Origin of the sequence: Bacillus sp. SIMBA_154, from assembly GCF_046536015.1 — a bacterium.
Taxonomy (GTDB): domain Bacteria; phylum Bacillota; class Bacilli; order Bacillales; family Bacillaceae; genus Bacillus; species Bacillus pumilus_P.
This window is the reverse complement of the sequence record NZ_JAWJBV010000001.1, coordinates 355,737-378,685: the sequence shown is the minus strand read 5'-3', so window position 1 is coordinate 378,685 and position 22,949 is coordinate 355,737. Positions and strand designations below refer to the sequence as shown.

The 22,949-nt window shown below is 34.9% G+C and carries 32 protein-coding genes and 1 pseudogene; 30 read left to right on the top strand and 3 right to left on the bottom strand.

The window, feature by feature from the left end; genetic code table 11:
• The 26 genes from R0K30_RS02130 (at position 1) to R0K30_RS02005 (ending at position 18,697) form a co-directional block, all read left to right on the top strand.
• Positions 1 to 1,782 (top strand): hypothetical protein, encoded by a 1,782-nt coding sequence (locus R0K30_RS02130; RefSeq protein ID WP_410608835.1) that lies wholly within the window; start codon positions 1 to 3, stop codon positions 1,780 to 1,782.
• 69 nt (positions 1,783 to 1,851) lie between these two features.
• Positions 1,852 to 3,327, top strand: a complete 1,476-nt coding sequence (locus R0K30_RS02125) for a hypothetical protein (RefSeq protein ID WP_410609155.1) — start codon at positions 1,852 to 1,854, stop codon at positions 3,325 to 3,327.
• A 37-nt stretch (positions 3,328 to 3,364) separates the two neighbouring features.
• Positions 3,365 to 4,786: a hypothetical protein gene (locus R0K30_RS02120; RefSeq protein ID WP_044141774.1), complete on the top strand. Its 1,422-nt coding sequence runs from the start codon at positions 3,365 to 3,367 to the stop codon at positions 4,784 to 4,786.
• 17 nt (positions 4,787 to 4,803) lie between these two features.
• Positions 4,804 to 5,340, top strand: coding sequence for a hypothetical protein (locus tag R0K30_RS02115; RefSeq protein WP_410608833.1), 537 nt, complete (start codon positions 4,804 to 4,806; stop codon positions 5,338 to 5,340).
• A gap of 41 nt (positions 5,341 to 5,381) precedes the next feature.
• Positions 5,382 to 6,395, top strand: coding sequence for a hypothetical protein (locus R0K30_RS02110; RefSeq protein WP_410608831.1), 1,014 nt, complete (start codon positions 5,382 to 5,384; stop codon positions 6,393 to 6,395).
• Positions 6,396 to 6,430: 35 nt separating this feature from the next.
• Positions 6,431 to 6,901 carry a hypothetical protein gene (locus R0K30_RS02105; protein ID WP_410608829.1) on the top strand — a complete coding sequence of 157 codons (471 nt, stop codon included), beginning with the start codon at positions 6,431 to 6,433 and terminating at the stop codon, positions 6,899 to 6,901.
• A 10-nt stretch (positions 6,902 to 6,911) separates the two neighbouring features.
• On the top strand, positions 6,912 to 7,313 hold the full coding sequence (locus R0K30_RS02100) for a hypothetical protein (RefSeq protein WP_410608827.1): 402 nt from the start codon (positions 6,912 to 6,914) through the stop codon (positions 7,311 to 7,313).
• Positions 7,310 to 7,546 (top strand): hypothetical protein, encoded by a 237-nt coding sequence (locus R0K30_RS02095; RefSeq protein WP_410608825.1) that lies wholly within the window; start codon positions 7,310 to 7,312, stop codon positions 7,544 to 7,546. Before R0K30_RS02100 ends, R0K30_RS02095 begins: the two co-directional genes overlap by 4 nt.
• A complete protein-coding gene (locus R0K30_RS02090) occupies positions 7,533 to 8,177 on the top strand; it encodes a hypothetical protein (RefSeq protein WP_410608823.1) in 645 nt (214 codons plus the stop codon). Before R0K30_RS02095 ends, R0K30_RS02090 begins: the two co-directional genes overlap by 14 nt.
• Positions 8,174 to 8,698 carry a hypothetical protein gene (locus R0K30_RS02085; RefSeq protein WP_106037384.1) on the top strand — a complete coding sequence of 175 codons (525 nt, stop codon included), beginning with the start codon at positions 8,174 to 8,176 and terminating at the stop codon, positions 8,696 to 8,698. The genes R0K30_RS02090 and R0K30_RS02085 overlap by 4 nt, the downstream gene beginning before the upstream one ends.
• Positions 8,695 to 9,414 (top strand): hypothetical protein, encoded by a 720-nt coding sequence (locus tag R0K30_RS02080; protein ID WP_410608821.1) that lies wholly within the window; start codon positions 8,695 to 8,697, stop codon positions 9,412 to 9,414. The genes R0K30_RS02085 and R0K30_RS02080 overlap by 4 nt, the downstream gene beginning before the upstream one ends.
• A 33-nt stretch (positions 9,415 to 9,447) precedes the next feature.
• A complete protein-coding gene (locus R0K30_RS02075; RefSeq protein ID WP_410608819.1) occupies positions 9,448 to 10,224 on the top strand; it encodes a hypothetical protein in 777 nt (258 codons plus the stop codon).
• A 25-nt stretch (positions 10,225 to 10,249) separates the two neighbouring features.
• Entirely contained in the window at positions 10,250 to 10,825 is a 576-nt protein-coding gene (locus R0K30_RS02070) for a hypothetical protein (RefSeq protein WP_410608817.1), read from the top strand.
• Between the two features lie 41 nt (positions 10,826 to 10,866).
• The gene (locus tag R0K30_RS02065) at positions 10,867 to 11,235 is read left to right on the top strand and encodes a hypothetical protein (RefSeq protein WP_410608815.1); all 369 of its coding nucleotides are present in this window, start codon (positions 10,867 to 10,869) and stop codon (positions 11,233 to 11,235) included.
• Complete coding sequence (locus tag R0K30_RS02060) at positions 11,235 to 12,695, top strand: hypothetical protein (RefSeq protein WP_410608813.1); 1,461 nt, start codon at positions 11,235 to 11,237, stop codon at positions 12,693 to 12,695. The genes R0K30_RS02065 and R0K30_RS02060 overlap by 1 nt, the downstream gene beginning before the upstream one ends.
• 14 nt (positions 12,696 to 12,709) lie before the next feature.
• Positions 12,710 to 13,057, top strand: a complete 348-nt coding sequence (locus tag R0K30_RS02055) for an XkdW family protein (RefSeq protein WP_410608811.1) — start codon at positions 12,710 to 12,712, stop codon at positions 13,055 to 13,057.
• A gap of 10 nt (positions 13,058 to 13,067) precedes the next feature.
• On the top strand, positions 13,068 to 13,220 hold the full coding sequence (locus R0K30_RS02050) for an XkdX family protein (protein ID WP_410609153.1): 153 nt from the start codon (positions 13,068 to 13,070) through the stop codon (positions 13,218 to 13,220).
• A 70-nt stretch (positions 13,221 to 13,290) separates the two neighbouring features.
• Positions 13,291 to 13,770: a hypothetical protein gene (locus R0K30_RS02045; protein ID WP_410608809.1), complete on the top strand. Its 480-nt coding sequence runs from the start codon at positions 13,291 to 13,293 to the stop codon at positions 13,768 to 13,770.
• Positions 13,770 to 14,192, top strand: coding sequence for a hypothetical protein (locus tag R0K30_RS02040; RefSeq protein ID WP_410608807.1), 423 nt, complete (start codon positions 13,770 to 13,772; stop codon positions 14,190 to 14,192). The genes R0K30_RS02045 and R0K30_RS02040 overlap by 1 nt, the downstream gene beginning before the upstream one ends.
• Before the next feature lie 19 nt (positions 14,193 to 14,211).
• Entirely contained in the window at positions 14,212 to 15,213 is a 1,002-nt protein-coding gene (locus tag R0K30_RS02035) for a tyrosine-type recombinase/integrase (protein ID WP_410608805.1), read from the top strand.
• 144 nt (positions 15,214 to 15,357) lie between these two features.
• On the top strand, positions 15,358 to 15,705 hold the full coding sequence (locus R0K30_RS02030) for a helix-turn-helix domain-containing protein (RefSeq protein WP_410608803.1): 348 nt from the start codon (positions 15,358 to 15,360) through the stop codon (positions 15,703 to 15,705).
• A 122-nt stretch (positions 15,706 to 15,827) separates the two neighbouring features.
• Positions 15,828 to 16,043 (top strand): hypothetical protein, encoded by a 216-nt coding sequence (locus R0K30_RS02025; protein WP_410608801.1) that lies wholly within the window; start codon positions 15,828 to 15,830, stop codon positions 16,041 to 16,043.
• A gap of 29 nt (positions 16,044 to 16,072) precedes the next feature.
• On the top strand, positions 16,073 to 16,588 hold the full coding sequence (locus R0K30_RS02020) for a type II toxin-antitoxin system PemK/MazF family toxin (RefSeq protein WP_410608799.1): 516 nt from the start codon (positions 16,073 to 16,075) through the stop codon (positions 16,586 to 16,588).
• 86 nt (positions 16,589 to 16,674) lie between these two features.
• A complete protein-coding gene (locus R0K30_RS02015) occupies positions 16,675 to 17,193 on the top strand; it encodes a hypothetical protein (RefSeq protein ID WP_410608797.1) in 519 nt (172 codons plus the stop codon).
• Positions 17,194 to 17,298: 105 nt separating this feature from the next.
• Positions 17,299 to 17,823 carry a hypothetical protein gene (locus tag R0K30_RS02010; protein WP_410608795.1) on the top strand — a complete coding sequence of 175 codons (525 nt, stop codon included), beginning with the start codon at positions 17,299 to 17,301 and terminating at the stop codon, positions 17,821 to 17,823.
• Between the two features lie 244 nt (positions 17,824 to 18,067).
• A complete protein-coding gene (locus tag R0K30_RS02005) occupies positions 18,068 to 18,697 on the top strand; it encodes a hypothetical protein (protein ID WP_410608793.1) in 630 nt (209 codons plus the stop codon).
• Positions 18,698 to 18,707: 10 nt separating this feature from the next.
• Here the strand turns inward: R0K30_RS02005 and R0K30_RS02000 are convergent, their stop codons facing one another.
• Together R0K30_RS02000 and R0K30_RS01995 are read right to left on the bottom strand one after the other, a co-directional pair.
• On the bottom strand, positions 18,708 to 18,935 hold the full coding sequence (locus tag R0K30_RS02000) for a hypothetical protein (protein ID WP_410608791.1): 228 nt from the start codon (positions 18,933 to 18,935) through the stop codon (positions 18,708 to 18,710).
• Positions 18,936 to 18,982: 47 nt separating this feature from the next.
• Positions 18,983 to 19,192, bottom strand: coding sequence for a helix-turn-helix domain-containing protein (locus tag R0K30_RS01995; RefSeq protein ID WP_144468658.1), 210 nt, complete (start codon positions 19,190 to 19,192; stop codon positions 18,983 to 18,985).
• Positions 19,193 to 19,390: 198 nt separating this feature from the next.
• On the opposite strand from R0K30_RS01995, the gene R0K30_RS01990 reads away from it, so the two are divergent.
• From R0K30_RS01990 to R0K30_RS01980, 3 genes are read left to right on the top strand one after another with little or no spacing between them, the layout of a single operon-like run.
• The gene (locus R0K30_RS01990; protein ID WP_410608788.1) at positions 19,391 to 19,627 is read left to right on the top strand and encodes a hypothetical protein; all 237 of its coding nucleotides are present in this window, start codon (positions 19,391 to 19,393) and stop codon (positions 19,625 to 19,627) included.
• On the top strand, positions 19,614 to 20,315 hold the full coding sequence (locus R0K30_RS01985; RefSeq protein WP_410608786.1) for a BRO-N domain-containing protein: 702 nt from the start codon (positions 19,614 to 19,616) through the stop codon (positions 20,313 to 20,315). The genes R0K30_RS01990 and R0K30_RS01985 overlap by 14 nt, the downstream gene beginning before the upstream one ends.
• The gene (locus R0K30_RS01980) at positions 20,312 to 20,524 is read left to right on the top strand and encodes a hypothetical protein (protein ID WP_410608784.1); all 213 of its coding nucleotides are present in this window, start codon (positions 20,312 to 20,314) and stop codon (positions 20,522 to 20,524) included. Before R0K30_RS01985 ends, R0K30_RS01980 begins: the two co-directional genes overlap by 4 nt.
• 64 nt (positions 20,525 to 20,588) lie before the next feature.
• On the opposite strand, the gene R0K30_RS01975 is transcribed toward R0K30_RS01980, so the two are convergent.
• Positions 20,589 to 21,338, bottom strand: a complete 750-nt coding sequence (locus tag R0K30_RS01975; protein WP_410608782.1) for a hypothetical protein — start codon at positions 21,336 to 21,338, stop codon at positions 20,589 to 20,591.
• Between the two features lie 42 nt (positions 21,339 to 21,380).
• Here R0K30_RS01975 and R0K30_RS01970 point away from each other — a divergent pair.
• Positions 21,381 to 22,919: pseudogene (locus tag R0K30_RS01970) on the top strand (phage tail tape measure protein); the annotation flags it as partial.
• Positions 22,920 to 22,949: the final 30 nt, after the last annotated feature.

Genomic DNA, 22,949 nt, shown 5'->3' with positions numbered 1-22,949 from the left:
ATGGCATCATATAAAAATTTTCAAAGCTCCAATTTTAAATATCAAAAACCTAGTTCTCGAATTGATACGGATCCAGCTTTCAATACATCAGTAAAAGTAAATCAACATAAAGCTGATTCTTTTGAAAGAAATTTAGATAAGTGGATAGAGTTTGTTCAATGGGCACGCTGGTTTCCTGACCTTTGGTTTGATCTTATTAAACCTGAAAAAGGTGGAATGCGTTTAGATTTAGATCAAAGGGTTTTCTTAAGATGTATGAGTCGGTTTGTTAGTACATACGGTGTGTTCCCTCGTGGATTCGGTAAAACAATGCTTGAGCTTATGTCGATCTATCATACCTGCATTTGGTTTCCTGATATCACCATCGCAATGTCTGCTCAAACTAGAGAAAATGCCGCATCTATAAGTGAAGAAAAACATAACGAAATCATAAAGTGGTTTCCTTTAATAAAAAATGAATTATCTGGAAAGCCCTCTTTCACCAAAGATAGTGTAGAAGTCAATTTTTCTTCTGGAGGAACATACTCCGTTTTGGCTAATGCTCAATCCACAAAAGGTCAGCGAAGAAGACGATTAAATGTCGAAGAATCAGCTCTACTGAACAACGAACTTTTTAAAGACGTATTAGAGCCTGTTGTAAACGTTCCTAGACGCACAATAGGAAAACTAGCTACAGTGAACCCATATGAACTAAATGGTATGATCAACTACTTAACAACTTCTGGTTACAGAGGATCAGACGAATTTAATAGAATTCTTAATATGCTTGATGAGATGGCCGATTTAAAAGGCAAAATTGTACTAGGTGCCAGTTGGGAATTGCCTTGTTATTTTGGTCGTGGAGAGACAAAAACACAGATTCTTGCAAAGAAAAAAGACCCTACAACTTCAGCTACATCATTCGCTATGAACTATGAGTCTAAATGGGTCGGTGCCACAGATGGTGCATTGATCAATATATCGAAACTTCTTAAAATTAGAACCCTTAAAAAGGCTGAAATCGAATGTCCAAAAGACAAAAAAGGCAATTTTCAATTAAACGAATATATTTTTGGTGTTGACGTAGCACGTAGCAACTCGCAAAGTAACAACAAAACTGCAATTGTTGTTTTGAAAATAATTCGAAATGAAAATGGAGTTATAAGGCAAATACAACTGGTCAATATTGTAGAACCGCCAAATGGATTAAGTTTTAAGGAACAAAGCATAATTGTTAAACAAATGTTTTATAAATATGGGGGAAATCTAGATATACAAAAGTCTAGAGTTAAAGCTATAGTTGTTGATGGGAACGTAATTGGTAAGGGTTTAATCGATAGATTATTAGAAGATGTGACTGATCCTGAAACTAATGAAGAACTAGGATGTTTCGATACAATTAATACAACTCAGCAACCAGATGTTACATCAGCCCCGAAAATCATTTACGATTTAACATCACAAGGAATAAATGGTGACATTATTAGAACATTTATTGATTATGTTGAAACTGGAAAGTTAAAGCTTTTGAAAGTATACGACTCTGTCAAAAGTAAAACCTCCTCAACTCAAACCGCAAGTCAAGAAGAACACGCTTCAATTCACACGCAATTTTTAGTTGACGAAGTTTCAAATTTGAAACTTAAGAAGACTACTACTTCAATTACGGTTGAGCAAGTCCAAAGAAAAATTGATAAAGATAGATATTCAGCATTGGCATATGCATTATACTATATTTTCTTATTTTTAGAAAAAGAAGAGCTTAATGAATATGAAGACGATGATGATTTAGTATATTTCTAAAAGAATTGAGGTGAAAAAGTGGCAAAAAAAAATAAGCAAGTGGATATTGAAACTGAAGAACATAAGCAAATGTTGAATGATCTTGAAACATATACATCAACCTTTGCTACTGGTTTTGTTTCAAACTTATTCTCCAAAGGAATTATAAATGATGTAACAGCGGAACAGTTAAAAGAATATTTCTCCTCACCTGATGCGTATCAAAGAGAGATAGAAGATTTAGCCAACTATTTTTATGTGTCCACTGGAGAAATCCATCAACTTTTCGAACTCATTGAAGCTCTACCTACATTAAATTTTAAAATAGATTCCTTTGAAAATCCCGATGCTTCAGAAAGCCATGTTAAAACAATAAAAAAAGTTTTGCATAAGAATAAGCACAAGCGATTAACTAGAGATTTGTTGAAACAAACTGCAGCTGCAGGAATTTTAATTGGTATTTGGCTAGGCGACAAAAAATCTCCCTACCCCTTCATCTTCGATGGATCAAAATATGTGCAACCTTCTTATCGTAGAAATGGTGAATGGGTATGCACGTTGAATATGAGTTTTTTTGATAATATCTCTGATAATGATGCCCACCGCAAAGATCTCATTTCGAATTTTCACCCCTATATTACATATCAAGATTATCAAAACTTCAAAAAAGATACCGTTCAATATAAATATAAAGAGCTTCCTCAAAACAGAACATTCTGTCTTAGAACTGGGACTCTTAAGAGAAATCAGGGTTTAGGTACATCTTGGGTTGCTCCTGGTCTCTATGATGTTCTCCATAAGAAAAAGCTTAAAGATGTTGAGCAATCCATTGCGAATAAAATCATTAATGCAGTTGCGGTATTGACAATTGGTACTGATAAAAATAATGGAGAATACAGCAACCAAAAACTTCCTAAGCCTATCAAACAAAAAATCCACTCAGGAGTAAAACAAGCTTTAGAGAAAAATCAAACTGATGGTGTAACTGTCGTTTCCATTCCAGATTATGCAAGCTTAGACTTTCCTGATGTTAAAACTGACGGTTTAGATGGCAAGAAATTCGATCATATAAACAACGATATTCAATCTGCATATGGTCTTTCTGGGTCTATGTTAAATGGCGAAGGCGGTAACTATGCAACATCTTCATTGAATTTAGATACCTTTTATAAAAGGATTGGAGTTCTTTTAGAAGATATTGAACAAGAAGTGTATCAGAAATTGTTTAATTTAATTCTGCCAAAGAATCAAAGTGACAATTACTATATTGTATATGACAAAGAGAAACCGTTGACTCTCAAAGAGAAGGTTGACTTACTGTTGAAATTAAACGATAAAGGCTGGTCGATTAAACATGTAATCGACAATATCCCTGGAGTGTCGTGGGAATCATATTTAGATCAAACACTTCATGAAACAGAAACATTACAACTGCAAGATAAAATCAAGCCATATCAAACATCATATACATTCTCAGGTAACGATCCAGGGAATATTTCTGATGACACTTCGACTAATGAAAACACTTTAAAATCAAAATCATCAGACGGGAACAACACTCCATAGCTCTCCCCTTTTTGTCTTTGGAAGGAGGTGAAAATACTTGAAAGACAAACAAAAGAAAATTGATTATAAACTTCAATTGAATGAAATTAAAGCAAGCGATGATCCATCCAAATTATCTTGCACATTTGTCATTTTTGATTTTGAAAAGTCTCATAATAATACAGTAATTTCAAAAGAAGTAGCTCTTGAAACAGCCACTACGATTATCAATAAGCCAATTGTAGCAAAATACAATGAGGTTGATTCCATTGGAACAGCAACTGATTCATTTGGGTCTCACGAGATGTATTTAAGCACTGATAAACACGGTGATTTAGAGGTGAAGATGGATACCGCAGCAATCGGTGTTTTCACAAGTGAGGGCTACATCATGGAAATGGTAGGCTCTAACGGAGAAAAGACTGAAGTGCTCGCTGCTGATGCCATTCTATGGAGATCACGTTTTAAAGATGCTTGTGATCTGCTTTTAGAGTGGAATTCCAGAGGTATAAATGTAAATACGAGTTGCGAACTACTTTATTCAAATTACACATTTAAAGATGGTATTGAATATCTTGAATCGCCTGTTTACTTAGAAGGTCATGCTATTTTGAACTCTGAAAAACGTGGAGATCAAGACATTGTTTTCCCTGCATATGATTCAAGCAAACTATTGAGTTTTAATGAAAAAAATAAATTTGAAAAGCTTATTGCACAGGCAATTATCAATGAAAAGGAAGGTGAAAATGTGAGTTTCAAGAAAGTGTTTGAGTTATCCCATGATGATGTTAGATCACTGTTATACTCCAAGCTAGATCCAGAGTTAGGTGAGAATGTTCACTCATATATTTGTGATGTTTATGAAAATTACTTTGTCGTTAACATCGAAGATTACAACGCAAAGACAGACTCATACTATAAGTACAATTACACAAAAAATGATGACGTTATCGACATCCAATTCGACTCTAAACAAGAAGTGTTCCTTAAGAGAAATTGGGAAGAAGTTACTCCAGAAGAAGTCACGAATCAGCTTAATGCAAAAGATCAACAAATCAGTGATTTAACTACTAAACTGTCTGCTAAAGAAGATTTAGAATCTAAATTCAATAGCGCAAGCGAAAAACTAGTACAGCTTAATCAAACGGTTGAAGAGTTAGCCCCTTTTAAAGAGCAATATGAGAAGGTTCAATTCGAAGCTCGTTTAAACGAAAAAAGTGAGCATTTCAAAGCCAAATTTAATGCATTGAATGCTTCGGATAAGTTTGAGACTGATGAAGTTCAAACACTTCTATCAGAAGTAGCGAAACAGGATGAGAATTCTGACAAAGCTCTGTTGCAGTTGAATTCTATTCTAGTTGATTTAGTATCCACTAATATCTCCCCTACCGAGATCCCCCCTCTTAGAGAACAATCCAGTATTCGTAAAGAGTTAATTCCAAAAGACGATTCATTTGAAGCAAGATATTTTATTAAATAATTGGAGGCAAAATTAAAATGGCAACAAAACTTAAAAAAGCTATTACTGAAGTAGGTAAACATACTACTGGCAATTTAAATTCATTAAAAATTAAAACAGTGGCGCATGGCGCTAAAGTGTCTGGTTCTGATATTGATAATTTCACATTGGTGGAACTAGGATTCAATTCAGACGGAGATCGTATTGCGAAAAAATTGTCTGATAAGACGAAAAAAGCTTATTTGATTGCGACTCCAGAAACTCGTTACATGGGTGAGTCACTAAGAGACTTTTACAATGGTGACGGCGAACGTGCAAGAATTGTTATTTTAGAGCCCGCTTATACTCGCTTCGATGTTTCGGCATTCACGCTTAACACTGGTCAAACTGAAGTTAAACGTGGACAAGTAGCCCATTTCGACATTGCAACGGATAAATATATTCTGAGTGATGCTGCAGCACCGCATGAAGACTATGAAGGCTCTTCAGCTAAATTCCTAGTAGTCAATGGTGAAGATGACCTTAGTTATACGATGGGTCAAAAACTTGTTCGACTTGAAGTAATTGAAGCTTAAGTAATTACATACAAAAATTTCTCAATAAAAGGAGCATTTTAATGTTTGATAACGTAAAAATTAAAGGCCTATTCAGCCGTGTTCTAAACAACCAAATGGAGCAAAAGGATGAATCGGATATTAAAGATTGTATTAAAAAAGTTTTTGGTGATGGTACAGTTACTCCTGACCCTTCTTTGTTACATCAGTTTAACAACTTGGTTGTAGAACAAGCTGACGCAATTGCGAAGCCTAAAGTAACTGAGCTTTTAAAACTATTTGCTGATACTTCACAAGAGAAACCGGGCAATTTAAAACAGCTTAAAATCCCTAAGAAAACTAAGGCTAAAGTCGTTTGGTCAGCATCAGGATCAGGCGTAGACTTGGTTCGTGTTGAAGGTCGTGAGTCGATCACTGCCATTCCAGAAACAATGTCAGCTGGATTCTATTACGAGCCGCTTGATCTTGTAACAGATTCAATTGTCGCTTTCAATAATCTCGTAAACGATATTGCGGATGCAAAAGTTAGGCTGTATCTAGACAAAATTCATGAATTGACTGCAACAGCAGTTGGTTCTGGTAAGATTCCTGCAAAAAATGTTCAAACTGGATCTAACCTAACTCTGCAAAAATACAGTGAAGTAGCTTCTGTCCTTCAACGATATGGTGGTCGCCCAGTGTTCATCGCTGACTCACTATTGATTGATTACTTCGCATCTCAACAAGGAACTGATCCGAAGTACGTAAACCTTTTATCTGACAAGATTAAAGAGGAACTTCTTACAGCTTTGAACCCTACCACTATCGGAAGAACTACTGCAGTAAACTTAATCAATCCATTCACTGATGAGACTAATTCAAAAGTTGAACTACCTGTAAATAAAGGTTATATGTTTGCTGGAGGCGTTTCACAAAAACCATTCTCTGTAGTTGAGTATGGTGGTTTGAAACAAATGACAGAGCAAGATATTGAGGATGAAAGAGTAAAAATGAAGATTACTCAATCCGCTTCAATCGTTCTATTGTTTGGTGAAGCTATTGGTATTATTGAAGAACAAGCAGCAGTATCTATTTAATTTACACAATAAGGATTTTTTAGGAGGAATATTAGTTGGCGGAAAAAGTTAAATTAGCACGATATAGAAACACATCGTATTTTGTTGGTTACACAGGTGACGGAGCTCTCAAACAGTATAATTGGGCAGGCAGTAAAAATGGAAAAGTCGATGTCAAAGAAGTTCCAAGAGAGCTAGTTGATTGGTTAACTATGAGTAGCGTTTGTTTTGACAAAGGTGAATTGGTTTTGATTGAGGAAAATGAGGAATCAAAAGAAATTCAAGACTCTATTAATGATGTTGAAACTTATGTTAATAACACTCATACCAAAGAAGAAATTGAAGCTATGGTTAAATCTAGCACTATCCCGCAACTCAAAAAAAAACTAGCTGAAATCACTGTAGATGCAGAAAAGCAATTTGTAATTGATGTTGCTTCTGAATTCAGCGAAGAAATTCCAAGCGGGAAGCTTAAAGCGATGGCTGAATGGATGGGCGTTGAAGACAGTTCTATTCTTTTTGATTAGGTGGTAATTTATGAATACTACATATGATCAAATTTGGCAATGTTTCTTAGATAATTGCAAAACCTCTGATATAAACCTCCCTACTGATGACGAAGGTATTTACTCTCAAATTAAGAATGCCTCCCTTCTCTTCAATAATCGGTTTAGAGATAATCGAATAAAGTGTGATAATGATACAGAGACTGTAGATCGTCTTCTAAATGAAGATGATCTACTAATCTTGGGAAACTATATTCGTTTAGTGTTTTTGAAAAATGAACTGACCGCTTATTCGAGTACATGGCAACCCTTCTCCAAAGACATTGGGACAACTCATTTTTCAGCTCAAATTAAAGCACTGGAATCCCAGGTAAATGAGCAGCAAAAAACAATTGACAAAATAATTTTTAATACGGAGGTAGATTTCGTATGAAATTATATGTAAACGATCAATTGTATTCTAGCTGCGTTCCAATTAATGAACACCTCATTAGACTAAGTAAGAAAAATAATTCAGTACTATACAAGCTGGAAGAATTTCTAGATAAAAAACTGATTACTGATCCCTCTTTGTCTGAAATTAGAGATATTATTTTATCAGTAAGTGGTGATATCGTGCGGTTGGAAAATTCAATTGTTTGTGGTGATCACGATGAGGAACTTTAATAATTATCATAAGTTTAATCCTAATCAGAAGATTTCTTTTGATGGTCAGGGTATTTTTGAACGTGGATTAGAAGGCTTTCAAGGTGAAGAGGTTCTTGTTGATGGTAATTTTGCGAAATGTCTGATTCAATCTAAATCAAATGACGGATTATTTAGATACATATTAGCTAAACCTGATGAGATTAAATTAGGTAGTGTTATTGAATGGGATGTCGGCAAATGGTTGATTGTAACACAGCCTTATGACAATAAGATTTACAAAAAAGCAGAAATGCGAATGTGCAACAATTCAATCAAACTATCGACAGGTGACATACAGGTTGACACGGGCAAAATCAATGAAATCACTGGAAAGCCGATTAAAAAGCTTGTTCCTGGTGAGTCAATTGAAATTCCTTGTGTACTTGAGAGGACTGTTTCAGTTAACGGATCCGATCAACCGATCAATCTTCCTGATGGCCAAGCCCACATCACTCTCCCCTACTCTACTAATCCTCAATTAAAAATTGGGTTAAAAACGCAATTTTATTCAGAAGAGTATATTGTCCATGATATTGATTATTCAAAAGTAATTGATGGCGTAGGTACCATTAAACTCATCGCAAAAAAGAAAGTCAGTGATAACAAATGAGTATGATGGTTCAACATATAACGGATATTTTTAGAGAAATACTGAATGATATAGAAGTTAATCGCCTCCTCTATTATAAAGATGATCCCCTTTCGTCTGATCTTCCAGATGTCCAAACTTTGGATAACTATTATGAACCTACTGTCGATGAAGATAGTGGTCTCACCCTCCCTCCTATCTATTCAAATCTGTTTAAGCGTGCGCCCAAAACCGATGATCTCGACTCTAAGCCCATTTGCAGAGTGTGCATATACTTAGGATCTGGTACGCCTAAAAGTCCAAATGAAAGCTATAAACTCCTAAATCAAGACATTATGATCGATGTTTACACACATATAGATACATTTGAGGAAACTGAATTCAGGAACACAAAGATATCTGATAGGATATGTAATCTTTTATTCGATAGGAACATCACCGGCTTCGGTTCAATGATTACATACAAGAGATTGCTTATTCCAAATCCACCTGATGGTCATCTTGGTTACAAGTTGATTTTCACGTTCGGAGCTTCTAAATGACAGACAAAGAGAGTTTAAAACAATTTTATTTTCTTGGTCGTGCAGTTGATACTGAAATTGGAAAATTAAATTTCATACGTTTAAAAGACTACCCCGAATATGCTATTCATTTGAATGCTATTAAAATGTCAAAAAAAGAAATTCTAAGGCACTATAAAAAGCATAATTTCAATGGTGAATTAGATCAATTGATATTCGATTTGAACAGGAGCTCTCTTTTCAATATTGTCAACAATATCTTACCTGACTTCAGCAATAGTTATCATGTGATTTTAACAAAAATTGCTGAAGATAAGGAATCACTCGCTAGAATAACTGCAGAAAATTTCAATAAGATTAGATTAATTATTATGGATATGCACTGCTTGTCAGAAGAAGCAATAAGTGAGAATGAAGAAATTCAAGAGTTTAATGATATCAGTAAAATGTTAAAGTCTGACTCCCAATCGGAGTTAAAGGATATTGTAAGTTGCGTTGCTGCTTTTAATGGTTATGACTACGAATACATTGGCAACATGACTATCTATCAACTCTATTTATCCTATTATAGGATGGCAGAAATAATGAACTATAACACCTCTATATTATTCGCTACTGTCTCCCCAACAACAAAAATGGGAGATTGGAGTAAATATGTAGATATTTACAAATCTGAGGATCATCATTTATCTAATGAAGAATCCAATAGTTTGCAAAAAATGTTTGAAAGCCAATAAAGGCTTCTTTTTTTATTATAAGGAGGAATATATTTGTCTAAAGACACTGTAATTCATGACGTTGGTAAAGTCTTGATTAAAAAAAAAAGTGATGGACGAGTGTTTGGATCAGCCGTTACTCAGCTAACATCCCTCGCTCAACAAATCCAAGAAGATTTCCTAAAAGCTGGTTGGGGCAATGCCGATGTTTATACCATTCGTTCTGATAAATCTTTGTCAGGTAATATTAGAAATGCATTTTTCAACTTAGAATTCATGGCTATGATTCAAGGCGTTAGTATCGAAAACAATACAATTACAATTTGGGAAGAAGAAAAGCTGACTGTGAAAGACAGTAAAGTAACTTTGAAAACCCTACCGATTGATACTGTTGCGTTGAGAAATGACGATGGCGAATATAGTGAAATGGATATCATCACTAAAGTTATCGATATCCCATCCAGCTTCGCATCTAATGGTGATAAAGTCACTATTCACTATCCGATTGAAGCTGATGCTGAAACTGTCAAAATTAGCGCAGAGAACTTTTCTGAGAATTATTACCTTGAAATCCATACTATTGAATACGATCCAAAGACAGCTAAAATTTTCAGTGACCTTTATATTCAGCTACCAAAGGTTACATTCAGTGGAGAATTCGATATGTCATTAGAAGCTGGGCAGGTGTACACACCTGAATTTGGTTACAAAGCTTTAAGCGAAGATGGGGATATTGGTCAATTTGCAAGAGTTAAACGTGAAAAAGAAGAAGCTCCCACTTCTCCAACGCAACCCGACAACGGCAAAGACGATGGTGATCTAGGAGATTAAGAATATTTAAAGGAGGTTTATATTATTGGCTGACTTTTTAAACCAGTCTAACGGTCGTTACACATCATCCAAAGATGATGGACAAGGCAACCCTATTACTTCTGTTGAAGTGAACAACAACGAGCCGATTGATGTGACTCTATCAAATGAAAAACTTTCTGTGGAGGTTTCTAACACATCTTCTATCCCAGTTGTTATTAGAAATACAATTCCAATTAAAACAACTGTTCAAAAAGGTTATAAGGAAGCGATGCTTGCCGAAAATGTAGATATCGCAACTGGCAAATCTTCTATATACGCACTTGATCTAATAGATGATTTCGGCTTATTTAACACATACGGAGTTTCATTGTTAACTACGCAAGAAGATGAAACAGGTAAGGTTGATTGTGAAATTTATGCAACCCCAAAAGCTTCCTCCCCATTTTCTCCTTCTGAACAAAGTGATAAAGATGCGTTGTTCAAAGACTCTGCACTTACAAAAGACTCCCCTCTTTCTAAATCGATTTCTTTTAGATCACCTAAAATTTCAATTGTTGTTAAGGCAATTGGAAATGTTGATTTAACAGGCTTAACTTTAGCTGTTTGGGGAATGGATTAATTTATTTATGAGGAGGTCTCCCCTCCTCTTTTTAATAAGGAGTGATTATTATAGCTACAGAAGATACAGCTCCTATTGTAGTAATTCCTGATCGTGCATCATTTGTTTTTCATGAGAAGTCAGTCTCCCCTTCTGACGGTGAGCCATTTGAAGTTAAACATTATCAAAAATTAGCCATCAGCATCACTGGGACATCTACTTCAAGGAAAATTTCGTTTGTGGGATTGACGAATGATGATCAGGAAATTGAATTAGGAGGTACTCAGTTAAGTGATTACCGAATAGCAAATGGGACAGAAGGAATTAATGAAGCATGGGAGTTCTCGATTTTCCCTTTCAAAAAGATTGTTTTGAGATTGAATGAAGTGACTGGTGGAGATGTCTCTGTTTATGGGGAGGTCTCAACTTAATGCTTGACTCAAATATTAGGGGTCTCTTCAAGAGAATTGAATACCAAATCGCAAATTTAAAGGGTTTGTTTTTTAAAAACGAGAAACAAATGCTAGATAATATCAATGAGTTTAAAAAAGACAATGAAGAATTCAAAGATAATCAAAAATATGTTCTTACTGTACATATCGATGATCAAAACAACCCCCATAATGTAACGAAAAATCAGATTGGATTAGATAAAGTAGATAATGTTAAGCAAGCTTCTGAAGTGGAGTTTCTAGCACACAAGAAAGATACCGAGCTACATGTGACCGCAGACAAACAAAAATACTGGGATGCAAAAGAAACTACATCTGGATCGCAGTCTAAAGCAGACGCAGCACTTGTAGCAGCTAAAAAATATACAGATGACACGGCAGAAACGCCTGATGGAGCTCAGAAGAAAGCAGATGCAGCTTTGCAAAAGTCAAAGGACTTTGTGTCAGGGTTTCAGAAAATGAAAATTACAACTGACACTGGAATGCCATTGCTCTCTCTTAGAGACACATCTGTTAGCATCCTAGACGCTGTTATTAATAACGGTCTAGGACAAGGCACGTTTTACGCTATCGCAGGATCAAAAGACTTGCCGAATCATCGTTCATTTAGAGGCTTCTTTCATATTACCGATGCGACCAACGGAAAAGGTACATTCGGTTGGGTATACGCAACCGACTACATAAATAACATCTACACCAACTATTTAAACAACAACGTGTGGAGTGGTTGGTCAAGGCTTTCAAACCATAACTTATTATCCGAGAATGGTCAAAGTCAGTTGCTTCCTAACGGCACTGATATATTAACGCTGGCCTCCGGATATTACTATGCAGTAGGCACGAACGTAGTTAATATGCCGAGTAAAACCGATTCATCCTGGTTTAACATTTATGTTGTTGATAATAGCAACAATCGTAAAACATTCCATATCATCAGAAGTGGAGATAATCTTCATTGGTGGGGAACCGTCCATACGGATGGATCATTTAAGGGTTGGAAACGAATGTTAACTGTAGAGGATTTTGAGAATAGTACATATGTCGATACGTATGATCAAGACAATTCTTCAGTTTCAGCTGCTGAGAATGTTGCTACCAAGTTAAATTTTGGAGCTACCAGAGCAGATGATTTATCAGAATACAATCGATCACGTTCAGAGATTACTTTAAAAAATAATGGTCTTTATTTAATCAGGCTTTATATTACTAGCGACAATATTACTGTGGGATCTGACAATGTTTTGTCTTGTTATGTTAATGGTGCGGAATACCAACGACTAGGCAACTGGAGTCCTAATAACTCTGCTAGCACCTGTGTGCTATTCCTTCAGCAGAAATTTAAAGCTGGAGACAAAGTGACTTTTTATATAACTCCAAAGAACACCGGAAAAACAATAGCCATTGCCACTTGTTATGTCACTATGTCTCAAATACGGTGAGGGGGTACTAATCCTTGAACAAAGCTCTAGCAATTATGTACTTATTTCCTAATTCGATTTTAGGGAAAGATTTCTCTGTAAGAGATGATGGGGATGGACAATTCATAGACACATGGCTCATGAAAGATCCTGAACCCTCTGACGAAGAATTGGATGCTGCCTGGCAAGAGTATCTGAAATTGGACAATGAAAAACCGATGTCACAAGTTGAAAAGCAATTGCTTCTTATTGGAGAGCAATTGGCACAAGAAAAAATTGCTCGTCAACAGTCTGACAGAATGAACGCTATGCTAGGACAACAGATTGCAGAAATGAAAATTGAGATCCTTAAATTAAAAGGAGCGAACCAGATTGAATCTTAACTTTTGGGTGATGGCGCTGTTTTATAAATGGGCTACGACTTCAATGGTAAAGCAAGCTATGTCCTTTGATGACTGCACCGTTGAGGAATTAGGAGAAGGCGTTTTAGCTGAATATGTAACACCAGATCAATACTTCGAAATTACAGGATCGAAATATAAATGAAATAAGAATTTTATCTAGACACCTCTCCCCTATTTGAGGTGTTTTTATTTTAATCATAAGGAGAGATATGATGACAACACAAAAATTAACACTAGATCATATTAAAGAGGGAAATAAAAAGTACGATGAGAAAGTTAAAGTTCAGTTAGATGATAAGTTCCATGTTCACATCTACCCCAACTTTGATCCAGTTAAGATCACGCAAATGATCAAAATGGCTCTAGAAGATGTGGTTGAGATTGAGTCGAATAATAAGATCAAACACAAACTCAATTTTGCTGATCTTTTAAATATCTATACAACCCTTACATTCAGTGATGTCGCTAATATCCCCCAAGGCATTACTTCTAAAGTGAATTTAATGAGTGAATTGGTTAAATCCCCATATTTTAAAACAATTAATGAATCCTTTCCTGAAGAAAGTATTGAAAGAATCTATGAAAAATTACGTATTATGACAGAAGGCGTGATCGCAACTCAAGAAGCACTTGTTGACAAAGCTAATCAAGAAATCTTGAAAAAAGTTGAAAAATTAACTTCTGAAACATGATGGCTAAAAATCATAAAGAATTAGCCGTTATGGTTGAAAAAGCAGCTTTAAAAGCCTTGCAGACTGGCATTCATACTAAAGAACTCTTAGTCAAAACAGGTCAAGAACAAGTCCAATCAGTTGTGTATGACTCGTACAATCCTGTGGAGTACAATCGAACTGGTAAATTAAAGGCTTCATTTGTTGTAGCGAATGAATCGAATGGAATCTCATTAGATAACACCAGAACAGATGAAGGAGGAGATGTTTCGACTATTGTTGAGACTGGTGAAGGCTACCAATTCCCTGATGAATATGGTTATGGATATGGCGAGCCTCGTCCTTTTATGGGCAACACTGCCGAAAAGCTCAAACATGGTGGTGAACTAGTGGAAGCTGTTATGAAAGATGTTCGCAAGGCTGGTTATAAGACAATCAAATAGCCTGGCGGTGAATTTAAAAATGAGCAAAGAAATCGAACAAAACATGCTGCGTAAAAGAGCGCAAAAGCTACCTGAAGTCACTGATGATATGTGGTCACAGGTTGATCAAGAACACCAAGATTTAGTTACTGAATTTTTAGATGCTAACTCATTTAGAGATAAGACTAGAAAGCAATACAATTCCACCCTTCGCCAATTTTTCTGGTGGGTACACACTTCTTTAAATGGTAAGAAGCTTTATAAAATTACCAAAAGGGATTTTATAAGATATCAGAGCTTCTTAAAAAATCGTGGTATGTCTTCGAGTGGAATATCCTTGAAAAAAGCTTCAGTATCATCTCTTAATAATTATATTGAGAGTATTGTTGCAGAAGAAGAACAAAACTATAAAGCTTTTAGAAATTTCACCCGTGGTCTACCCGCAATTCCTAAGACAGTTACATATGAAAAAGTTAAAGTGACATATGATGATTACAAGCTGATGATGGACACATTAAAAGAAGATGAAAATTACCTCGGTATGGCTTGGTTAGCGACAGCGTTCAATGTTGGTGCTAGAAGAGCTGAAATTGTACAGTTTAAAACAGAGATACTTGATTATCCCATCAAGGAAGGCAACCCTTACATTACCGCTCATAAAATAATCGGTAAAGGCAGAGGTGAGGGAAAACAATTGGAATATATGGTTAACTTAGAGGCTTTAGAATACATGCGAATATGGAAAGAAAAACGTGGATATGATCATGAATATATCTTTACGACTCAATACGGTGGAGAACCAAAACAGATGTCGGAGTCTTGGGCAGATTATTTTTGTTCAGATGTACTTTCTGACATTCTTGGCAGGCGTATCAATCCCCATTTATTCAAGGCATCTTGTATTACTTATCTTCTTGAAGTTAAAAAGGTCAAATTGGAATTGGTCAGCAAGAAAATAGCGCATCATGAAGATGTTTCAACAACAATTAAACACTATGACTTAAGAGATTTCGAGGAAGAAAAAAATCAAATTTTTAGTTGAAATCCCTCTTTTATTCAGAATCAAGATCCTTCTTTTGAGGGATTTTGCTTATGGTTAAAAATACGAACACCTTCTCTCTTTTGGTTCTTGATGATAGAATCGATGTATAAATAAGCACATTTGAAAGTGTTAGGAGTAATTCATATGCCTAGTTTAAGCGAACGACTGAAGTGGTTGAGAAATGCCCACCAACCTAAATTGACTCAACAAGTTCTTGCAGAGAAATTAAATATTAGTCGAGGAGCATACGCTAGATACGAAACTGGTGACAATGAGCCTAATATTGATACTCTGAGCAGGTTAGCCGAATTTTACAACATAAGCATTGAGTATTTAATCACAGGAAAAAGAGACGTAAAGTGTAACAGCTTATTGTCTCAGAGTGTTAATCCTAAACTAGTAATGCTTTGCAACGAGCTTCAGGGTGCGCCTGATAATAAACTAGATCATCTAATTCATTTTTGGGAATTCATTAAGCTTAAAGACAGTTGAGTCACCCCATTGGAATAATCAGGGTATATTTTGTGCATAATGGAAATAATATAAGTTAATTCTCTTCCCAACAATTAAGTCTAGTGTTACAATTATTTTATTAACGTAAAGGTGGGATAGCTATGGGCAAAGTACTAACCATGTTACCATCCCTTGATAGAGAAAAAGTAAACCAAGCGATAAGCCAAAAACACAAAAGACGCAGTCTTCTCAGTCAAGCATTCGCTGAATTAAAACAAGAGACTGGCATTGATCATCGTAAAGTTATAAACGGAGATACAAAAGAAAAAAACCGTTTAAAGATGAAACAATACCAAGATGCACTAAAAGACAAATAATTGTACACTTGGGGAGAGAAGATTGTTTTATGGACAGGTTTAAACAAAACAGAAAATTTATAAGAGGCGAAGTTTACAACGTTAACTTCCCTAAAGAGCCTAAGTTTGGGAAAGAAGATTCTAGAATGCTAGAAGGTGTGCACAGAGCAGTCGTGCTATTTGATAGCACTTTCCCAAGAAAAACTGTAGTAGTTTTACCTATTACATCCTTGTACTTAGATAAAACAACTACTAAGAATACTATTTCTTCAGATGTTGTATTGAAAAGATTAGAATATACTGGTCTGACTGGTAAAGAACAAATACACAACAATACGATTACAAGAGATTCATTTATTATGACAAATCAAATTAGATCAATCTCAAGAAACCACCTTCAGCAGTTTAAAGGTAAAATTCTAGATAAAGATATGATAAAAGTTGATCTACAACTTATTAATGTTTTAAGTCTACAAGAGACTATTGAAGAGATCATTGAGCAACGTGTAGAGGAAAGGCTGCTAGAAATTGTTGAGCAGCAAGACATTGAAAACAAACAAGATTAATCAACCTCACTTAACGTGGGGTTTTTCTATGCCATCATTTAACAATCCTCCCCTTCTGCCGATAATTTTGTTGAGGTGGTAAAGGAATGAGTTGGTACCCGTTCAAAAATTTTTTGGAGAAGAAAGCTGCTATAAAAAAGTTTAAAAACGAAGAGTTCAACAAAGCAAATCTTAGGAATAACTTAGTGAGCATGAAAACAAATGTGTTCGTTGAATATTTAGAATTTCACTTCTCTCTCGATGGACAGAGGTATCGATCTTATAGAAGTAAGCTTCGAGTAATAAATTCACTTGAAGAAGAAGTGCTGCTGATAGCCATTTCGAGAATTAAGGGGTTTGAAAAGGTTTATGAAACTAAGTATATTACTTTTTATGTCGGTGCTATTCTCACAGCTGTAGTACAAGTATTAACAACATTCGGCAATTTGTTTCCTGGTTACACTATTGTTGTTAGCCTTATTGTTATGGCTTTTTCCATGTTAACATTAAAGTTATTTTTAAAGTTAATGATTAAGGATAAAAAATTCATAGCTGTGCTTATCTCATTTAGAGATTTATTAGAGAAAACTCTAGACAGAAAGAACCTGCTAGATGAAAGTGGTTAATTTCTCTCTCCCCTATTTCTACATGAAGATTTCTATGTATTATAAATTATGATCACACTCAAAATCGTTCCCTTTTTTCCGATAATATCCATGAGGTGACTATAATTGAGAAGCACATTGAAGGAAAACAAAGAAATTAAGGAATTTAGAAAACAGAAGTTTACTAAACAAAATTTAAAGCATAATTTGGTGGAGTTGAGTTCACGTGGACTCATTGTTTACTTAACAGAAAACTTCCCTAGAGATGGTAAAGATTATCTTGAACATGAAAAGAAGCTGATGATTCTAAGATCATTAGATATGAAAGATATATCAGGCGCTATCGCTCGAATGGATCGAATTAATCGTGTTAATGATCAAAAAAGATTCTTCTTCTTTATTGGAGCAATGTCAACAATTATCGCTGCTGCAATTGGCACCATTCTCAGGAACATAGAATTCGCCCCTAATGCAACCAATTTAGATATTGCTACAACTATTGCAATGATATACATAGTTCCCGTAATTATTTGTCTAATGTTTTCTTGGACAGTGATAATGGACAGTTTAAGCAAAGCAACAGTTAATTATTTTAAAGACTTGCTTATCCTTGCTAGAGATGAGAAAAAGAACGATATTGAAATTGTTTAGCTTCTTCCCTGCCCTTTTTATTCATATTGAGTTTACTGATCGTAGATTATTGCGGTATGTTGAAGAATAATATCATTTTAAATGAGGGTATTCAGCTGCCTAAGTTGAACTTAGGGACGTATATAAATCTACTATCATTTTAAATGATACCAGCTTCACGATTAAGAATGAGTATCCCCTCCCCTGTTCCTCAGGGTTGGTATCGTGGTATACTATAGGAAAAATATACTGGTGGTGGGAATGAGTGGGTTGGCTTATTTTTGGATTTTTAGCGTTTTGCGGAATAGGCATTTTTCTAGTCATGAAATCAATAGATCATCAAAATAACAGAAAAAAAGCACTCGGTAGCATTGATGACGAAAATTATTCCCGAACTTATACTTCAACTGACGGATCAACCAAAATATTCTTCGATGAAACAAGTGAAAAAGTGAAAATTGGCTACATTTCAATTGACAACTTTAAAGACAGTAATGTTACTCCCGTCATAAAAACTTATGACTTCAAAGATATAGTTGATGTTGAGGTTAATATAGATGGCAGTACTGTATCAAAAGTGTCTAAAGGAGATTCGATTTTAGGGGCAACTGTAGGTGGAGCAATTGGAGGCGGAATTGGTGCCATAATTGGAAGTAGTAGTGCTTCTAGTAAAACAAGCGATTACATCAATTATATTCATTTAAGGATATGCTTTGAAGACTTCGATACACCCTTCTATGATGTTGCTTTTTACAGTGGCGTTGTTTACGATCCTGATTTACCTACATCTATTAAAAAATCCTCTCCCGAAGCTCATAAATCCTTAAAGGAAGCAGAAACTTGGTTTAGATATTTTAAATTAGCTATACGAAACGCTGAAAAAGTCGCTCATTAATTTGGGCGACTTAATTTTTTAGACGGCTTTCTACTTCAAAAATTCTTTTATTCAACAGCTCTGTTTTATTCTCAACATTCTGTAACTGTTTCAAATGGGCTTCTATGTCTCTAGGGTCATTTTCTTCAATGCGTCTTAAGGACTCTTCAATTCCGTCCAATCTTTTGTTGACATTTTCAAATCCATCGCTTACTTCTTTACGCATCTCTTGAATTGCTTTTAAAATTTGATTGTCCATTTGTTTCACCTCTCCGTTAATTATAACATCACTTGCAATACTTTTGCTTAAGACTCCTTTTCTATGATTTCAAGTAAATCATCTATCTCACAGTCTAATGCTTTGCAAATTTTTTCTAGAGTATCAAATTTAATGCCATCGGTTTCTTCATGGTAAAGCCTTGTTATGCCGTTTCTGTGAAGACCTGTTATTCTTGATAATTCAGCAATATTAACTCTTCTATCTCCCATAATTCTTGATAAATGCACTTTGATCAAGTACTGACTCTCCTTTATACGTTCACTTATTGTTTAAATTATACACCACAAATAAAATAATTGAAACTAATTGTTGACTTTGCACATTACAGTGTATATCATAAGGGCATAAAGAACATTGTAGTGTTCATAATTAACAGCGGGGTGATATATCCATTTAGCAAGTTGCGATTATGAAAAGTACAAGGAGGAGTAGAAATGTCAGTTAACAATGTTACTGGAACTATATTGTTAGACGTTTCAAAAAGTGTTGATTCTAATAAAGAGGAATTGGCCATATTGGAGTCTTATTACTCTATTTCAGAAGAAAGAGTCCAACTAAACGAATTGATGCTTGTGCACAAGAACGGTAAAAAATTAGGCACTGTTAAGGTACATAACGTGAGTATTTCTTGGAATAATTTTATTGGGGGATTAAATAATGAATCAATTTGAAAAAGTCTTTGATTATAATAGCAATGATGTGAGAACTTATTTTAGAGATGAAGAAGTTTGGTTTGTTGCAAAAGATGTGTGTAATATATTAGAAATAGGTAATCCTAGTCAGGCGCTAAATCGTCTTGATAATGATGAAAAGACCACTATCATTTTAAATGATAGTGGGGGAAGACCTTATAAACAAAGCATTGTAAACGAAATAGGTCTTTACACTCTCATTCTTGGTAGTCGCAAACCTGAAGCGAAACAATTCAAACGATGGATCACACATGATGTATTACCAGCAATTCGTAAAAACGGAATGTATATCTCGGAAGATGCTACAAGAGAACAGAAACTATTCAATTACGATTTATTAGAAGAGACTTTTAAAAATTGTGGAATTGAAAATCTGCATGAACTTTATAAGGAATGTGTGGATTATTACAAAGAGAATAAAATTCGCTTAGATTATAAAAGAAGCTCAAAACATCGAAGAAATGATAAGAAAAAATCACTGTCAGATTCTCGGATTGAAATGATGAAAAAGATTGAAAATGTACTTCAAGAGCGGGAATTAAAATATAAGCAATCTCTCAATTTTGCCTTTGTATCAGTTGTATCTGAATTATTGAAGATTATTGCACTGGACATTAAGTCAATAAAACATAACAAGACTAGAGGAAAGCTGGCTCAAGCGAGATGACCAAATTTGTTAATCCTGTCATATTAGATGTAGTTGCAATGGTTGATCAAACTTCTTCATCTCAGGAGCTTGCTGATATTTCTACCGAACATCTTTTAGCAAAATTTAACGATATACTTGAAATTGTTTTGGTGAATAGACATGGAGAAACTCTCAAGTTAGAAGCGTATGAATTGAATTATAAAGTGAGTGAATCAGAAGAAGGATAAGAATATAAAAACAGCTGTGCTGAATGTGTTTTCCTACAAACGGCACAGCTTCTTAAATAAAGATTCATTTAGAAATTGAAGTTAATATTCCATTTTCAAAGTACAAGTATTTGTTCCCTTTATAAACCCACTGTTTCAAGGTTCGATTTTTAGTGAAATTTGTATTTACTTTTGTAGGTCTCCCCCACCCGTTTAAAAGCACATCATCTTCTGTCATTCCAATAGATACGATTTGTGGATTTAACGTTCGATCCTCTATCTGTTTGCTCCTTTCGTATTCTTCAATCTCATTCTTATCTAATTTTGTGTTTTTGGTTTTAAGAGTTTCTAAAGATTTAATTTTATCTAAATTATCTTTCTTGATTTGCTTAAATTTCAAATCACTGTGATCATTTGAATATTTAACTTTATCAAGCATGGCTTCAATGTATGCATATGAGTCATAGTTCTCAACGTCTGCTTTCTTTTCATTTAAATCTTTAATTTTTTTGAAAGCAGAAGCTATAAAATAATAATCTTTTTGAAAAACGTTATTCAATTCAGAAGTCTTGCTGATAACCTCATCAAATTTTTCTTCTTTTATAAGTCTTATAAGCCTTCTATCTTCTTCAGTTAAATTATGACTATCATTATCAGAACTCGTTTCTTCATTAACGGTTACAGTTTTAGTACTAGTAGATTCTTCTGTTATCTTGTTTTGTCCACATCCAGACAGGATAAAAACAGTTCCCAATATAAATAATATGGATTTATTCATGGCGCTCCCCCATTTATCTGATGTTAAAAGTATAGCTGTAATAAACTGCTTAATCAAACACAATTTCCTGCATGGTGCTGAAAGGATGTGAGTAATTAATTGAGCGAACAACTAAAAATATTTGTTACTCCTGTAGTAGATACGTCTTCGCAAACAACTGAAAACCTAAACAAGCAAATCAGACAAATACAATCCAAGCTTAATGCCCTTGAATTAAAAACGAACATTGATAACAATACGTTAAAGGCCTTAAAAGAATTCACTGCGGCAATGGACAAATATCAGTCCAATTTAAAAAATTACAATGACACTGTAAAAGAAACCACTAAGATTACTCAACACCTTAACGGTAATGTTACAAAGGTAACCCAGGAACATAAGCGCAGTGGCGAAATTATTCAGAGAACAACTGAGAAAATTAAAGAGCAAACCAAAGAAACAAATAATTTAACCTCCGCACAACAAAAGCTAGGTCAGGTTGTAAAGAATACTGACAGACTGAATGCTCAAGGTAAAGTTACCGGTTCTACTCAGAAAAATCGTGATGGTTATAAGGAATATACATACAATCTCGATGAAAAAGGAAATGTAAAAAACTCAACTGTTTCTACTAACTTTGATAAAAAAAGAAAAGATATTGAAGCGTTGAATGTCTCCCTGCAGAGACTTCGTGAACAAGGTGTTTTATCAGACGCTACCCTCTCCTCCCTAGGTCGTAAAATCAACCTTGCTCAATCAGCAGCTCAAATTGATTCCCTTAAACAAAAAATCCGTACATTGGATGACAAGTCGTCTGCTGTAGCAAAAAACAATGAACTTAAACAAACGATTTCGCTGTACCAACGACAAGCGCAGCTCAATGCAAACAATTTAACAAGTAAGTATGGCAATAACCTTAGTAATCAAAGCAAGGCGCAAATTCAAGAATACCTTCTTGCTGTTACTCAGCTCACCTCTAAAACCCCTGCTCTGTCTTCAAAGATTAAAGACCTCAATATGCAGTTTAGAGAGCTTTCATCCTCTATTCAAAATTCAACTCAAAGAGCTACGTCATTTGGTCAACAATTGGGTGATGCTTTTAGTCGTATCCCAGCTTATTTGCTGTCTGGTTCTATATTTTATGGAGCTATTACAGCTTTAAAAAATATAACCCAGCAAGCTCTTGAAATCGACACTCTAATGACAAACATTCGAAGAGTCATGGACTTGCCAGATTACAAATTCAATGAGCTCCTTCAAACTTCATTAGATTTAAGTAATGAATTATCGAACAAAGTTTCAGATGTGCTTGAAATTACAGGAAGCTTTGGACGTATGGGCTTCCAAGCAGACGAGTTATCTGATTTAACAAAAACTGCACAAGTTTTGCAGAACATTTCAGATTTGAGCGCAACAGATACAGTAAATTCACTTACTGCCGCTATGCTCAACTTTAATATTTCCGCAAAAGATTCAATTTCTATCGCTGATAAGCTCAATGAAGTTGACAATAATTTTAGTATAACCACGCTCGACATGGCTAATTCGATAAGAAAAGCTGGAAGTACCGCTTCCACCTTCGGTGTTGAATTAAATGACTTAATTGGCTATACTGCGGCCATCGGAAGCACCACACGAGAAAGCGGAAATATAGTCGGTAAACGAATTGCTGACTTTAAATCTCTTCTG

Excerpts from the sequence above, each read along its gene's own strand:
- R0K30_RS01990 (WP_410608788.1), top strand. The coding sequence starts at position 19,391 with ATGTCAGTTAACAATGTTACTGGAACTATATTGTTAGACGTTTCAAAA.
- R0K30_RS02115 (WP_410608833.1), top strand. The coding sequence starts at position 4,804 with ATGGCAACAAAACTTAAAAAAGCTATTACTGAAGTAGGTAAACATACT.
- R0K30_RS02025 (WP_410608801.1), top strand. The coding sequence starts at position 15,828 with ATGGGCAAAGTACTAACCATGTTACCATCCCTTGATAGAGAAAAAGTA.
- R0K30_RS02085 (WP_106037384.1), top strand. The coding sequence starts at position 8,174 with ATGAGTATGATGGTTCAACATATAACGGATATTTTTAGAGAAATACTG.
- R0K30_RS02130 (WP_410608835.1), top strand. The coding sequence starts at position 1 with ATGGCATCATATAAAAATTTTCAAAGCTCCAATTTTAAATATCAAAAA.
- R0K30_RS02035 (WP_410608805.1), top strand. The coding sequence starts at position 14,212 with ATGAGCAAAGAAATCGAACAAAACATGCTGCGTAAAAGAGCGCAAAAG.
- R0K30_RS02090 (WP_410608823.1), top strand. The coding sequence starts at position 7,533 with ATGAGGAACTTTAATAATTATCATAAGTTTAATCCTAATCAGAAGATT.
- R0K30_RS02095 (WP_410608825.1), top strand. The coding sequence starts at position 7,310 with ATGAAATTATATGTAAACGATCAATTGTATTCTAGCTGCGTTCCAATT.
- R0K30_RS02045 (WP_410608809.1), top strand. The coding sequence starts at position 13,291 with ATGACAACACAAAAATTAACACTAGATCATATTAAAGAGGGAAATAAA.
- R0K30_RS02110 (WP_410608831.1), top strand. The coding sequence starts at position 5,382 with ATGTTTGATAACGTAAAAATTAAAGGCCTATTCAGCCGTGTTCTAAAC.
- R0K30_RS02080 (WP_410608821.1), top strand. The coding sequence starts at position 8,695 with ATGACAGACAAAGAGAGTTTAAAACAATTTTATTTTCTTGGTCGTGCA.
- R0K30_RS02030 (WP_410608803.1), top strand. The coding sequence starts at position 15,358 with ATGCCTAGTTTAAGCGAACGACTGAAGTGGTTGAGAAATGCCCACCAA.
- R0K30_RS01980 (WP_410608784.1), top strand. The coding sequence starts at position 20,312 with ATGACCAAATTTGTTAATCCTGTCATATTAGATGTAGTTGCAATGGTT.
- R0K30_RS02040 (WP_410608807.1), top strand. The coding sequence starts at position 13,770 with ATGGCTAAAAATCATAAAGAATTAGCCGTTATGGTTGAAAAAGCAGCT.
- R0K30_RS02000 (WP_410608791.1), bottom strand. The coding sequence starts at position 18,935 with ATGGACAATCAAATTTTAAAAGCAATTCAAGAGATGCGTAAAGAAGTA.
- R0K30_RS02015 (WP_410608797.1), top strand. The coding sequence starts at position 16,675 with ATGAGTTGGTACCCGTTCAAAAATTTTTTGGAGAAGAAAGCTGCTATA.
- R0K30_RS02020 (WP_410608799.1), top strand. The coding sequence starts at position 16,073 with ATGGACAGGTTTAAACAAAACAGAAAATTTATAAGAGGCGAAGTTTAC.
- R0K30_RS02125 (WP_410609155.1), top strand. The coding sequence starts at position 1,852 with ATGTTGAATGATCTTGAAACATATACATCAACCTTTGCTACTGGTTTT.
- R0K30_RS01985 (WP_410608786.1), top strand. The coding sequence starts at position 19,614 with ATGAATCAATTTGAAAAAGTCTTTGATTATAATAGCAATGATGTGAGA.
- R0K30_RS02060 (WP_410608813.1), top strand. The coding sequence starts at position 11,235 with ATGCTTGACTCAAATATTAGGGGTCTCTTCAAGAGAATTGAATACCAA.
- R0K30_RS02050 (WP_410609153.1), top strand. The coding sequence starts at position 13,068 with ATGGCGCTGTTTTATAAATGGGCTACGACTTCAATGGTAAAGCAAGCT.
- R0K30_RS02100 (WP_410608827.1), top strand. The coding sequence starts at position 6,912 with ATGAATACTACATATGATCAAATTTGGCAATGTTTCTTAGATAATTGC.